This is a genomic window from Pseudarthrobacter sp. RHLT1-30-1, from assembly GCF_059383415.1.
On record NZ_JBWZCG010000011.1, the window covers coordinates 99,880 to 112,381 of the forward strand.

Sequence of the window (12,502 nt, forward strand, 5' to 3'; positions counted from 1 at the left end):
GTCGTGACCCACTATTACACCGCATTCCGGGGTCCGCGAGGGGCCGATGACAGGTTACCCGTGGGTAGCCAAAGCAACGCGGGGTCACTTCCAGCCCATCCGGAGGCACCGGATGGGCTGGAAGTGACCCCGCGTTGGTTGGGTTTAGTGGCCGGAGGCCGCCAGTTCGGCCAGCAGCTCGGTCTTGCGTTCCTCGCTCGCGAAGGAGGAACGGATGGAGTTCGCGGCCATCCGGACCAGGTCGAACTCGGACAGCCCGATCACGGATTTCAGCTGCGCGAAGTTGTCATCCACGTAGCCGCCGAAATATGCCGGGTCGTCCGAGTTCACGCTCACGTTCAGCCCGGCCGCGAGCATCGCCGGCAGCGGGTGCTCGGCCAGCGTGTCCACGGCGCGGAGCCGGACGTTGGACAGCGGGCACACGGTCAGCGGGGTGAGCTCGTCGACCAGCCGTTCCACCAGCTCGGGATCCTCCATGCAGCGGATGCCGTGGTCGATCCGTTCCACTTCCAGGATGTCGAGGGCGTCAATAATGTACGACGGCGGGCCCTCCTCGCCGGCGTGCGCGGTCCGGTGCAGCCCGGCGTCCTTGGCCCGGGCGAACAGCCGCTCGAATTTCGCCGGCGGGTGGCCCACCTCGGCCGAGTCGAGTCCGATCCCGGCGATCGGCGCGTCCATCGCGAGCAGCTTCTCCAGCACTTCCAGCGCGGAGTCCTCGGAGAGGTCGCGCAGGAACGCGGCGATGAGCAGGGTGGAGATCCCGAACTCCTGCTCCGAAACGGCCAGCACCGACGCCACGCCGTTCACGCAGGTTTCCAGGGACACACCGCGGGACAGGTGCGCCTGCGGATCCAGCATGATCTCGGCGTGCCGGACGCCGGCGAGCACGGCCCGGGACAGGTAGGCCCGGGTCATGTCGGCGAAGTCCTGCTCGGTCCGCAGCACGGCCATGTTGGCGTAGTACAGGTCCAGGAAGGACTGCAGATCTGCGAATTCGTACCGGGAGCGCAGCTCATCCAGGTCCGCGTACGGCAACTGGATCCCGTTGCGCTCCGCCAGGGCGAAGATCAGCTCGGGTTCGAGGGTTCCCTCGATATGCAGGTGGAGTTCCGCGACCGGCAGCGGGGCGTGGACGGCTTCGGGAACCTCGGCGAACTCGGGAACCACGGGTGTGGCGGTTGCCGGGCCGCCGGGTCCGGCGTCTTCGGTGGCAGCAACGCCGGGGGCGGCGACTTCGGTGGCAGGAACGCCGGGTCCGGCGTCTTGGTTGGCAAAGCCGGTGGCAGCGTCTTCGGTGGCAGCGACGCCGTCGTTAGTTTCCATCCGGTAAGGATATGCCCGCAGGCAGCAGACACCGATAGAGTCGATTGGATGCACAGTGATCAGCATGCTTCCCATCTTCCCGGCCAGGCCATTCCCGCACCCGGCGCAGACCACGCCCCGGACGGCTTCGTCCGCGTGCGCGGTGCCCGGGAAAACAACCTGCGCAACGTGGACGTGGATGTGCCCCGCGACGCGATCGTGGCGTTCACCGGGGTCTCCGGGTCCGGCAAGTCCTCACTGGCCTTTGGCACCATCTACGCCGAAGCCCAGCGCCGCTACTTCGAATCCGTGGCGCCCTACGCCCGGCGGCTGATCCAGCAGGGCCACAACCCCAAGGTCGAGATGATCAGCGGGCTGCCGCCCGCCGTCGCGCTCCAGCAGCGCCGCGGGACGCCCAGTTCCCGCTCGACGGTCGGCACGCTCACCACACTGTCCAATTCGTTGCGGATGCTCTTCTCCCGCGCCGGCAGCTACCCCGACGGCGCCGCACCGCTGGACTCGGACGCGTTCTCCCCCAATACCGCCGCCGGCGCCTGCCCGGAATGCCATGGCCTCGGCATCGCGCACACCGTCACCGAATCCTCCCTGGTCCCGGACACCTCACTGAGCATCCGCGACGGCGCGATCGCCGCCTGGCCCGGCGCCTGGCAGGGCAAGAACCTGCGCGACATCCTCACCCACCTGGGCCACGACGTCGACACCCCCTGGCGGAAGCTGGCCAAAAAGGACCGCGACTGGATCCTCTTCACCGCGGAACAGCCCGTGGTGGAGGTGACGCCGCAGCGCGACCGCGTCGCGAAGCCGTACAAAGGCCGCTTCTGGAGCGCGAAAAGCTACGTGCTGCACACCCTCGCCGACTCCAAGAGCACCACGATGCGCGAGAAGGTGCTGCGTTTCATGGAAACCGGACCCTGCCCGGTCTGCGGCGGCGCCGGCCTGACACCGGCGGCCCTCGCGGTGACGTTCGCGGGACGCACCATCGCCGAGCTGAACGCCGTGCCCATGTCTGAACTGACGGAGATCATCCGTCCCACCACCGAGCTGACGACCGCAGGGACCGCCTCGCGGAAACAAAGCTCGGGCGAGGCCAACGAGGTCGCCGTCGCCATCACCCGGGACCTGCTGCAACGGGTAACCGTGCTGCTGGACCTTGGCCTGGGCTACCTCGCGCTGGGCCGGGCCACCCCCACGCTCTCCCCCGGCGAGATGCAGCGGCTGCGGATCGCCACCCAGCTGCGCTCCGGCCTCTTCGGCGTGATCTACGTGCTCGACGAACCCTCCGCCGGCCTGCACCCGGCCGACGCCGAACCCCTCCTCGCGGTGCTGGACCAGCTCAAGTCCTCCGGCAACTCGGTGTTTGTGGTGGAGCACAACATGGACATCGTCCGCCGCGCCGACTGGCTGATCGACGTCGGTCCACGCGCCGGCGAGGGCGGCGGCGAGGTGCTCTACAGCGGTCCGATCGCCGGGCTCGCCGAGGTGGAGGCGTCGGTGACCCGGCCGTTCCTGTTCCCGGACGGCCCCGGTGGCGGTGCGGCCGCGGTCCGCACCCGCCGCGAAGCCGACGGCTGGCTGGAGCTGCGCGGCATCAGCCGGCACAACCTGCGCGAACTCGACGCCGACTTCCCGCTCGGCGTACTGACCGCTGTCACCGGCGTCTCCGGCTCCGGCAAGTCAACCCTGGTCAGCCAGGTCCTCGCCGAGGTGGTCGGCAGCCGGCTGCACCCGGAGGCCGACGCCGCGGCGAAAGCCACCGCGGACCTCGAATCCGAGGCCGCCGAGTCCAACGCGCCGCTCAGCGTGGGCCCGGTTTCCGGCCTGGACCGGCTGGACCGGCTCGTGAAGGTGGACCAGAAGCCGATCGGCCGCACGCCGCGGTCCAACCTCGCCACGTACACGGGTCTCTTCGACGCGGTCCGCAAGGAATTCGCCGCGACCGACGAGGCCCGCGCCCGCGGCTTCGGCGCGGGCCGTTTCTCCTTCAACGTCGCGGGCGGCCGCTGCGAGACCTGCCAGGGCGAGGGTTTCGTCGCGGTCGAACTGCTGTTCCTGCCCGGCAGCTACGGCCCCTGCCCGGAATGCCACGGTTCGCGCTATAACCCGGAAACCCTCGAGGTCACCTACCGCGGCAGGAGCGTCGCGGAGGTCCTCGGCATGACGGTCAACGCCGCCGCGGAATTCCTGGCCGAGGTCCCCTCCGCCGCCCGCAGCCTGCAGACCCTCCGCGAGGTCGGGCTGGGCTACCTGCGGCTGGGCCAGCCCGCCACCGAGCTCTCCGGCGGCGAGGCCCAGCGCATCAAGCTCGCCACCGAACTGCAGCGCGCCCAGCGCGGGCACTCGCTCTACCTGCTGGACGAGCCCACCACGGGCCTGCACCCCGCCGACGTCGAGCTCCTGATGGCGCAGCTGCACCGGCTGGTCGACGCCGGCAACACCGTGATCGTGGTGGAACACGAAATGGACGTCGTGGCGGCCGCGGACTGGGTGATCGACCTTGGTCCCGCCGGTGGCGACGCCGGCGGCAAGATCATCGCCGTCGGGACACCGGCCGCCGTCGCGCGGTCCAAAAAGAGCCGGACGGCGCCGTATCTCGCCGCAGTTCTCGGCGGCTGAGCAGCGCTTGAGTGGGGTTCGGCTGACGTTGCCTTAAATAAAAACAGTTTACTGATGATAACGGCTTGATAACGGGCGTGGCCTGGTTTAGCGTAGAGTCCGTGTCCGGACTCCGGGCATGTATGCCCGGTGCTACCACCACCAGATACTGCCCGTCCGGTAGACACCTCAACGACCTCTATTCGTCAGGGGCGGGCAGTAGTGCGACAACGTCCGGGGACGGACCGAGCACCGGTGGCCCTCAGGAGCATGAATCCCATGAAGAAATCCACCTACAGCACTGTCGCGCGCCGCGGCGCCACTTTTGCGGCCGTCTCCATCGCCGGGATCGCACTGTCCGCCTCGGCGGCCAACGCAGCCGTCCCCACCGCGACAGCCGGTTCCGTTTGGGATTCCCTGGCCCAGTGCGAAAGCAGCGGCAACTGGAGCATCAATTCCGGAAACGGTTTTGCGGGCGGGTTGCAGTTCACCCCCAGCACGTGGGCCGCGTACGGCGGCACCGGGTCTGCGGCTAACGCCAGCCGTGAGCAGCAGATCGCCGTGGCCGAGCGGGTGCAGGCCGGTCAGGGCTGGGGCGCATGGCCGTCCTGCTCCGCGAAGCTTGGCCTGAGCGGCGGCGCCATCGCTCCGCAGAGTGTGCCCCAGGCACAGCCGGCGGTTCAGGCCCCGGCCAAGGCTGCCCCCAAGGCCGCTGTCAAGGCAGCACCCAAGGTCGCCGTCAAGGCCGCCCCCAAGGCGGCAGCACCGAAGGCGGCCGCTCCGGCGCGCCACGCGGCGGCCGTCGCGCTGAGCGGCGAGAGCTACACGATCCAGAGCGGCGACACCTTGAGCAAGATCGCCAAGAAGCTCAACATCACCGGGGGCTGGCAGTCGCTTGCCGACGCCAACGCTGCCTCCATCAGCAACCCGGACCTGGTCTTCCCGGGCCAGGTGCTGCAGCTTCCGGCCTAGTCTGCTCCTGGGCGGCCCAGCGGCAGCGGTTTAAACCACGACGCCGGAGCGTTCCCTCACGGGGACCCTCCGGCGTCGTGCTGTCTACGTAGTGTGTCTTATGCGGCCCGCGGTTATGCGGCCCCGGACTTATGCGGCCCGCGGAATCTCGCGGACGATCTGCACTTTCCAGGCGGTGTCATCGCTGGTGTCCAACAGGGCGACGGTGCCCATTGCAAGATGCAGGGCCACGCGCTTGGCGGCGAGCAGCTCGAGGTAAAGGTTTTCGTTCATCCGGGCCGGGGCGTCGATGACGTATTTCACGGCGTCGCGGACCTTGCGGTAATTGGCGCTTTTCTCGCGGTGGAGGTGCAGTTCCAGCATTCCCCGCTGGCGGATCTTTGGCTCGTGGCGGTTCAGCCAGGACACGGCCGCGTGGACTGCTACGACGATGGCCAGCGAGACAACGTAAATTTCCCAGCCGCTGGAAAGCAGGAACAGCGGGAGATTCGCGATCGCAACAACGGCGATGAACAGCCGGAGTGCCAGCAGACGCCGCATGGTCAGCGCCGCCGACGCCAGGGCCGACCGGAAACCGGATTGCTCCTTGCGGGCGGCCGCGGGATCGATTGTAAACTCCTCCAGGATGAGAATCCCGTTGGCGTCGGGGCTCAGCATTTGGCCGTATTTGGGGAGTTTTGCGGGCGCAGGCCGCGCCGATGATTCAACTAATGGCTTCTTCGGCATTGGCGTGTCTTCCGGACGTCAGGGGTGGTTTGTGTTAGTTTACCCGCCGAAACTGCGGACTGTCTGTCCCATTCCAAAATGTGAACACGCTCACCCGCAGCCGCCCGCAATTGGCGCATTGGCCCCATGGCCTCAAACTGGAGAGATGCAGACTTTTCTCCCCTTCCCCGATTTCCAGCAGAGCGCCGCGGTCCTGGACCGCGCGCGGCTCGGCAAGCAGCGCGTTGAAGCGCTGCAGACCCTTCGGGCGCTGGTGATCCCGGAGTACGGCTGGCAGTCGCACCCGGCGATCCGGATGTGGATGGGGTACGTCCCCGCGTTGACGCTGTACGGCCTGACCATGGTCGACGAGTGGACTGCCCGTGGCGGGGAGGACACCACCCGCGGGAAGATCATGGAGTTCGCACCGCAGGCGGCGCACCCCGCTTATGCCGCCAAGATCCCGATGCCGCCGTGGCTGGGCGCCCCCGAGGTGCACCTCAGCCACCGCTCCCGGCTGATCGCCAAGGACCCCCGGTTCTATACGCCGCTGTTCCCGGACACGGAGCTCGACCTGGAATACGTCTGGCCCGAACCCAAGCACGAGCTGTTGCCGGAAGATCCGATCGGCGACCGCATGTGGGTCCTCCGCCAGCCGCTGGGCGACACCGACCCGACCAAGGTGGCTACTGTCAGCCTGCCGCTCGTGGGTCGGGCGAAGGCTGCCGCTGAAGGCGACGAGGAGTACCAGTTCGTTTACGCGGATTCCGGTGCCCGCCGTCCCGCCAAGGTGCGCAAGCTCCCGCCGAAGCAGCTCGTCAAGAAGCCGACGCGCAAGCGCCAGCACCAGGAGGAGGCGTTCAACACGCTGCCCGGCAACTCGACCGTTGCGATCCCGTTCGACGACGGCGCCTCCTTCGCCGTCGGCAAGGTCCTGGGCCGTCCGATCACTGTGGAGGGACGCTTCGCGCGGAACTTCCAGGTCGACGAGATCCTGGACCGTTCGGCGTTTGACTACCCGGCGCTGCTGCAGGATCCGCGGGTCTTCTTCCCGGTCCCGGCACGCTGACCCGCGGGCAGCGCTAACCGAGGCCACCGCTGACGGCCGCGCAGCACCACCCCCCGGGCGGTGTGCAACCCCCGGGCAGCGCGCCCATTCACCCCAACGCGGGGTCAGATTCGGCCCATGGAGCGCACCGGGATGGGCCGGTAGTGACCCCGCGTTGTTGGTCGTTGGCGTATCAATGCTGATGAATTTCGTGGCGAACTGCCGCCCGACCTTTCCGGCGGAACCACGCCGGGTTCCCAGCATCAGTCAAGCGCCCACGGCCGGTTAGCCGCCGGGCCCGCCTCGCCCGGTTGGTTCTGGATTGCTGGCAGACTGGGCGTATGACTGTACTTATGGCCGGTTGCGGCGATCTGGGCACCGAGGCTGGTCTGCGGTTCGCCGCGGCGGGCCACCGCGTGGTGGGCTGGCGGCGCTCGCCCGAGAAGCTCCCGTCCGCCATCGAAGGTGCAGCGGCCGACCTGAGCGCCGGCGAACTGCCGCCCGTCCCGGCGGACACGACCGCCGTCGTCGTCGCGATCGCGGCGGACTCCCCCACCGAAGCTGCCTACCGGGCCGCCTATGTGGACGGTCTGTCGAATGTCCTCGACGCCGTCCTGAAGTCCGGCGCCCCGGTCCGGCGGGTGCTGTTCGTCTCCTCCACCGCCGTCTATGGCGACGCGGGCGGGGGCTGGGTTGATGAGAGCACGACGCCGGAGCCCGGCGGGTTCTCCGGCCGCATCATCCGGGAGGCGGAGGATGTCCTCGCCAGCCGGTTGAGCGGGACCGGGATCGCGCCGGTGGTGCTGCGGCTCGGGGGTATCTACGGTCCCGGCCGGACGCGGCTCCTGGACCAGGTGCGCAGCGGGTCCGCAGTCATTCCGGCAGAGTCACGGTTCACGAACCGGATCCACCGGGACGACGCCGCCGCCGCGATCGTCCGCCTGTGCACCATGGACCCGGTCCCGGCGCCGGTGTATCTGGGCGTGGATAACGAGCCGGCCGAACTGGGCGAAGTGCTGCGCTTCCTGGCCGCCGAGCTGGGACTACCCCAGCCGCCGTCGGGCCCTGCCGAAAGTGGCTCGCAGACCGGCGGACCGGCCGCCGGGCAGAAGACCAGTGGCGAGCCGTCCCGCGGCGGCAACAAACGCTGCAGCAACGCGCTGCTGCGCAGCACCGGATTCGAGTTCACCTACCCGAGCTTCCGCGAAGGCTACCGCGCCATGCTCGCCGGTGTGGGTGAACGGCACGCCTGAGTACGCCGTTTCCAGGGGTCAGACACCGAGTTTCCAGTGAGGGGAACAATGGATTTGCAGCACATTATTGAAGCGGTCGGCGGGTACATGGACATCGCCGGGGTGGCCGTGATGGTGATCGGCGCCGTGGTGTCCCTTCCGCTGGCGATTCGCGGTTTCCAGCCGCGGCGGATGCCCGAGGGGTCCGAGCCGCTGTCCGTGTACCGCTCGTACCGGCAATTGCTGGGCCGTTCCATCCTGCTCGGGCTCGAGCTGCTGGTCGCGGCGGACATCATCAAGACGGTCGCTGTGACCCCGACCTTCGAAAGTGTCGGTGTGCTCGCCGTCATTGTGCTGATCAGAACCTTCCTGAGCTTTTCACTCGAACTCGAAATCACCGGGCGCTGGCCCTGGCAGAAGCAACCCGAAGGCTCTTCTGCCGCTAGATCTGCAGGCTAAAAGCCCGGCCACCCCTCACCGGTGGTCTGCACTGCCCGCTGAATCTCCGTCAGATTCACTGGAGTTCGCTACGTATTGCCCGCCGCTGGGTGACGAACCACAAGTCACCCCGTAGCCTCGTCGTATGGGGAAGATTGTTCGGCTTTGGTTTGTGGGCATGTCCGCGTTATTGGCCGGATGCTCGGCCGGGCCCGGTTCGATTGCTGAATCTGAACGCCAGGGCGGGCTTCCCGCGGAAGCAATCACTGCGCGACCAAGTTCTTCTGCTCAGGCTCCCTTATATCCTTTCCCACCCGCAGGCTGGCTCGATGCCGGGGCGAAATTCGCTGTCGTTTTGAGCGGCAGTTCCAGCTGCCCCGCGTTCCCATCTTCCATCGAGGTCCTCGACGCACATCGCCTAAAGCTTGGTCTCGACACCCGGGGTGGACCAAACTGCACCGCGGACTTGGCTCCCCGCACCTACGTAATCTGGACCCCGGCCGAGGTGGACCTCTCGCGTGAAGTAACGCTGCAATTTGGGGAGACGACTGTCGTCCTGCCGCCGCTCAAGTAGCGGACCTGCGCTGACCGGCGGCTCGGTCTCCATGGTCCAGGCCTGAACACTGCCAGCCCCCTAGGCTGGGCAGTGCCTAATATTTTCTGCCGTGACAACTCGGTGTGACGGGCACAAGGACGCGGTGAAGCGATCCGCGATTCAAAGCACAAAGGAAACTTGAATGCATCCTCCCGGCTGGTATCCGTCCCCGTTCCATCCCGACTCAATGCACTACTGGGATGGGACCGGGTGGACGTCCCAGATTCAACCTCGAGAAAATCCTGCCAAGATCAAGTCCACAACCGGCCTGCGGATTATGGGAGGGTTCTTCCTGCTCGTCGGTCTCATTCCATTGTCGTTGACGACTCCATCGGTAGTGGAGCACCTCACACCTGGTCTTAGCACGGTGGTGGTGACGGGCCAGGTCGTTGAGCTCGACATGAATGAGATGCGGAGGCAGGGCCCGAGAAGTGGCTGGGTTGACAAGTGCAAAGCGACCGCAGAGTTCACCGTAGATGGCACACGGCATGAGGCAAAGTCTGAGCTGTACGTCTACCCATGCGAATGGGAAATCGGCGAAAGCGTGGAGGTAACCTATGACCCCCGTCACCCTGAATTTGGCGCTATCGTCGGAGAATTCAGAGACGTCACTATGTTCGGCACCTGGCTGTTTTTTGGAATTGGTTCAGCTTTTGCGATTGCAGGTGCATCGATATTGGGCGCATCCCTCCTTCGGAAGGTTCGGCAGCAGCAGTAAGGGGATCCATACGGCTACCACGCGCTGCAGTTAGGCTCGGGAGATGACTGACTCCGCAACGGGCACCGACTGATGAATGTTGATCCGTGGCCGAGCGCCCCTGAACTTCCCGCCCCGGTCATCATGGACCAGCGGTGGTCCGACGCAGTCTTTCTGCACTGGCGGATCCCTGCCGCGGTCGCGGCGCCGTTCATGCCTCCGGGCGTGGTGCCCGACGACTTCGACGGCTCCGCCTGGGTGGGGCTGATCGGTTTCCGCATGCAAGGCGCCAGCCTGGGCCGCGGGCCCGCGATCCCCTATTTCGGGAGCTTCAACGAGATCAACGTGCGCCTCTACTCCCGGGAACCTGACGGCACCCGGGGTGTCGTCTTCCTGAGCCTGGATGCGACGCGGCTGGCGGTCGTGCTGGCTGCCCGGGCAGCGGGGATTCCCTACGTGTGGTCGCGGGCGGGCTTCCGCGATGCCGGGAGTCTGGATGCTTCGGCCGGTGCCAGCGCCGGATACTGGGTGCGCCGGTTCCGGGGCGGCGCCCGAAGCAACTTCACGGTTGCCCCGGAGCTCGACGCCGAAGCAACCGACCCGCTGTCCATCCACCTCACCGCCCGGTTCGGCCTGCACACCCGGTTCCGGGCGAGGACCCTGTATGTTCCGAACACCCATGGCGCGTGGCCGCTCTACCGCGCACAACTGACTCACCTTGAGGATCAACTGATCGCCGCGGCCGGTATCGACGTCGCTGGACCGCCCGAATCAGTGCTCTTCTCCCCCGGAGTCCGCACCCAGTTCGGCCGGCCGCGTTTCCTGGCCGGCGCGTCCTGAAGCGCGGGCAGACGCAAAAGGAACCCGCAACGCGCTACCGCCCGGCAGCGTAGCCCTGCGCGCCCCTGGGATTCGCCGCTGCCTGCAGGACTCCGGTCGAAGGATCCCGCACCACCGCTGACAACCGCCCCAGCGTCCAGCCGCCCACCCTGGTGACGACATGCCCGCGGCGCTCCAGTCCCGCGATGACATCCTCGCCCAGCCGGTCCTCGACGACGGCGCCGCCGGGCTCCCAGGTGCGCGGCCAGAACGAACCAGGCATCGACGTCGTATGGAAGGTGGGGGCGTCGATGGCCTGCTGGGGTGAGTAGCCGCCGACGATCGTGCGCAGCAGATACGGCAGCTGCCACTGGTCCTGTTGGTCACCGCCCGGCGAACCCAGCGCGGTCACGGCCTGGCCGTCCCGGAGCACGAGGGTCGGCGTCAGCGTGGTGCGTGGCCGTTTGCCCGGGGTCAGGGTGGAGGGTGTCCCAGGTTCCAGCCAGGTCATCTGCAGCCGGGTGCCGAGGCAGAACCCCAGTTCCGGGATGGCCGGTGAGGACTGCAGCCAGCCACCGGACGGGGTGGCCGAGACCATGTTGCCCCAGCGGTCCACGACGTCGATATGGCAGGTGTCGCCGCGGGTCTCCCCGCTCGGTGCCACAGTAGGCTCCCCCACGCCGAGCCCGGCGGAATCAGTACCGGTGGAACCAGCGCCGGCGGCCCCCGCCGCCACAAGGGCAGGCGGCGTGTACTGGGTGCGCAGCGGCGGCAGGTAGGGTTCATGCCCGGGTACCGTGCCGGGCCGGAATTCGTGTGAGGCCCGCTCCCCGATCAGCGCCCGGCGGCCCGCGCCGTACTCCGCGGACAACAGGTACTCCAGCGGCACGTCGGTGTCGCCGTAGTAGGCTTCCCGGTCCGCGAGCGCCAGCTTTTGGGCCTCCAGGAGGGTGTGCGCGCCAAGCCCGGTGGACGGGTCGAGGTACGTGTCGTCGAACCCCTCGAGAATCGCGAGCGTCTGCAGCAGCGCCGGGCCCTGCCCCCACGGCCCCGTTTTGGCGACCGTGTGCCCCCGGAACTCCACGGTTGCGGCCGGCTCGTAGGAAGCCTCGAAGCCCGCGAGATCCGCCAGCGCCAGGACCCCGCGGTGGTCGGTGCCGGAAGAATGCCGGTGCGGGATCTGCACGGAATCCACCATGGCCCTGGCCACGAAGCCCTCGCGCCATTCGCGGCGGGCAGCGTCGATCCGGGACTCGCGGGAATCTCCGGCCACGCCGGCGTCGACGAGGCGCTGCAAGGTCCGGGCGTAGGCCGGATTCCGGACGAGCTCCCCTTCGGCCGGAATCCGTCCCCCGGGCATCCAGAGGTCCGCCGACGTGGGCCAGTGCGTCCGGAAGAGCTCGGCCACCGCCGCGATGGTCGTCCCGACCCTGCCCAGCATCGGGTGCCCGTCCCGGGCATAGCCAATCGCGAAGGCAAGCACCTCGTCCAGTTCCCAGGTCCCGTGGTCGCGCAGCAGCAGGAGCCAGGCGTCGACGGCGGCCGGCACCGCGGCGGCCAGCGCGCCCGAGCCCGGCACGAGTTCCAGGCCCTCGGCGAGGTAATGCTCCACGGTGGCTCCGGCGGGTGCCGGGCCCTGGCCCATCAGCACCACCGGTCTGCCGGGCGCCTCCGCGGTGACGAAGACGCCGGTCATGTCGCCGCCGGGACCGTTCAGGTGTGGCTCGACGACATGCAGGACGAAGGCAGCCGCGGTAGCGGCGTCGAACGCGTTACCGCCGCGTTCGAGCACAGCCTGGGCGGCCGCCGTCGCAAGCCAATGCGTCGAGGCGCTCATCCCAAAGGTGCCCTGCAAGGTGGGGCGGGTGGTGAACGGATCCGGGCGGGTGAACGCCACGGGTCCGGCCTCCGGCGGGGTGACGGTATCTTCAGCGAGGTCAGCCAAACAGGGCCGCCACCCGGGTGAGGGTTTCGTAGACGCCGTACCCCAGCGGCACGCCGACCAGCGCCCAGGCGATGACCAGTTTCCCGGTGGACGGTTTCCCCGATGTCTGTTCAGCAGGCAGCTGTGCAGTACTCAT

The 12,502-nt window shown here is 67.9% G+C and carries 11 protein-coding genes; 7 read left to right on the forward strand and 4 right to left on the reverse strand.

The window, feature by feature from the left end; genetic code table 11:
• Positions 1–144: 144 nt before the first annotated feature.
• Positions 145–1,323 (reverse strand): adenosine deaminase, encoded by a 1,179-nt coding sequence (locus AC50YM_RS10195; protein ID WP_494956828.1) that lies wholly within the window; start codon positions 1,321–1,323, stop codon positions 145–147.
• Positions 1,324–1,371: 48 nt separating this feature from the next.
• On the opposite strand from AC50YM_RS10195, the gene uvrA reads away from it, so the two are divergent.
• A complete protein-coding gene (gene uvrA, locus AC50YM_RS10200; RefSeq protein ID WP_494956829.1) occupies positions 1,372–3,936 on the forward strand; it encodes an excinuclease ABC subunit UvrA in 2,565 nt (854 codons plus the stop codon).
• A gap of 258 nt (positions 3,937–4,194) precedes the next feature.
• Entirely contained in the window at positions 4,195–4,887 is a 693-nt protein-coding gene (locus tag AC50YM_RS10205; RefSeq protein WP_494956830.1) for a transglycosylase family protein, read from the forward strand.
• 129 nt (positions 4,888–5,016) lie between these two features.
• Here the strand turns inward: AC50YM_RS10205 and AC50YM_RS10210 are convergent, their stop codons facing one another.
• Positions 5,017–5,544, reverse strand: coding sequence for a hypothetical protein (locus AC50YM_RS10210; protein ID WP_494956831.1), 528 nt, complete (start codon positions 5,542–5,544; stop codon positions 5,017–5,019).
• Between the two features lie 214 nt (positions 5,545–5,758).
• Here AC50YM_RS10210 and AC50YM_RS10215 point away from each other — a divergent pair, with 214 nt between their 5' ends.
• The 5 genes from AC50YM_RS10215 to AC50YM_RS10235 all read left to right on the forward strand — a co-directional run bounded on the left by AC50YM_RS10215 (position 5,759) and on the right by AC50YM_RS10235 (position 10,442).
• The gene (locus AC50YM_RS10215) at positions 5,759–6,661 is read left to right on the forward strand and encodes an MSMEG_6728 family protein (RefSeq protein WP_494956832.1); all 903 of its coding nucleotides are present in this window, start codon (positions 5,759–5,761) and stop codon (positions 6,659–6,661) included.
• Between the two features lie 320 nt (positions 6,662–6,981).
• Entirely contained in the window at positions 6,982–7,893 is a 912-nt protein-coding gene (locus tag AC50YM_RS10220) for an SDR family oxidoreductase (RefSeq protein ID WP_494956833.1), read from the forward strand.
• 48 nt (positions 7,894–7,941) lie between these two features.
• Positions 7,942–8,331 carry a DUF1622 domain-containing protein gene (locus AC50YM_RS10225; RefSeq protein ID WP_494956834.1) on the forward strand — a complete coding sequence of 130 codons (390 nt, stop codon included), beginning with the start codon at positions 7,942–7,944 and terminating at the stop codon, positions 8,329–8,331.
• A 716-nt stretch (positions 8,332–9,047) separates the two neighbouring features.
• Positions 9,048–9,623 (forward strand): DUF3592 domain-containing protein, encoded by a 576-nt coding sequence (locus AC50YM_RS10230; protein ID WP_494956835.1) that lies wholly within the window; start codon positions 9,048–9,050, stop codon positions 9,621–9,623.
• A 72-nt stretch (positions 9,624–9,695) separates the two neighbouring features.
• Positions 9,696–10,442 carry a YqjF family protein gene (locus AC50YM_RS10235; RefSeq protein WP_494956836.1) on the forward strand — a complete coding sequence of 249 codons (747 nt, stop codon included), beginning with the start codon at positions 9,696–9,698 and terminating at the stop codon, positions 10,440–10,442.
• 34 nt (positions 10,443–10,476) lie between these two features.
• Here AC50YM_RS10235 and AC50YM_RS10240 read toward each other — a convergent pair whose 3' ends face one another.
• Positions 10,477–12,318 carry a gamma-glutamyltransferase family protein gene (locus AC50YM_RS10240; RefSeq protein ID WP_494956855.1) on the reverse strand — a complete coding sequence of 614 codons (1,842 nt, stop codon included), beginning with the start codon at positions 12,316–12,318 and terminating at the stop codon, positions 10,477–10,479.
• Positions 12,319–12,358: 40 nt separating this feature from the next.
• Complete coding sequence (locus AC50YM_RS10245) at positions 12,359–12,502, reverse strand: MFS transporter small subunit (RefSeq protein ID WP_494956837.1); 144 nt, start codon at positions 12,500–12,502, stop codon at positions 12,359–12,361.

Bases quoted from the DNA above. Each gene is read 5' to 3' on its own strand.
- AC50YM_RS10195 (WP_494956828.1), bottom strand. From the start codon at position 1,323: ATGGAAACTAACGACGGCGTCGCTGCCACCGAAGACGCTGCCACCGGC.
- uvrA (WP_494956829.1), top strand. From the start codon at position 1,372: ATGCACAGTGATCAGCATGCTTCCCATCTTCCCGGCCAGGCCATTCCC.
- AC50YM_RS10205 (WP_494956830.1), top strand. From the start codon at position 4,195: ATGAAGAAATCCACCTACAGCACTGTCGCGCGCCGCGGCGCCACTTTT.
- AC50YM_RS10210 (WP_494956831.1), bottom strand. From the start codon at position 5,544: ATGCTGAGCCCCGACGCCAACGGGATTCTCATCCTGGAGGAGTTTACA.
- AC50YM_RS10215 (WP_494956832.1), top strand. From the start codon at position 5,759: ATGCAGACTTTTCTCCCCTTCCCCGATTTCCAGCAGAGCGCCGCGGTC.
- AC50YM_RS10220 (WP_494956833.1), top strand. From the start codon at position 6,982: ATGACTGTACTTATGGCCGGTTGCGGCGATCTGGGCACCGAGGCTGGT.
- AC50YM_RS10225 (WP_494956834.1), top strand. From the start codon at position 7,942: ATGGATTTGCAGCACATTATTGAAGCGGTCGGCGGGTACATGGACATC.
- AC50YM_RS10230 (WP_494956835.1), top strand. From the start codon at position 9,048: ATGCATCCTCCCGGCTGGTATCCGTCCCCGTTCCATCCCGACTCAATG.
- AC50YM_RS10235 (WP_494956836.1), top strand. From the start codon at position 9,696: ATGAATGTTGATCCGTGGCCGAGCGCCCCTGAACTTCCCGCCCCGGTC.
- AC50YM_RS10245 (WP_494956837.1), bottom strand. From the start codon at position 12,502: ATGAGTACTGCACAGCTGCCTGCTGAACAGACATCGGGGAAACCGTCC.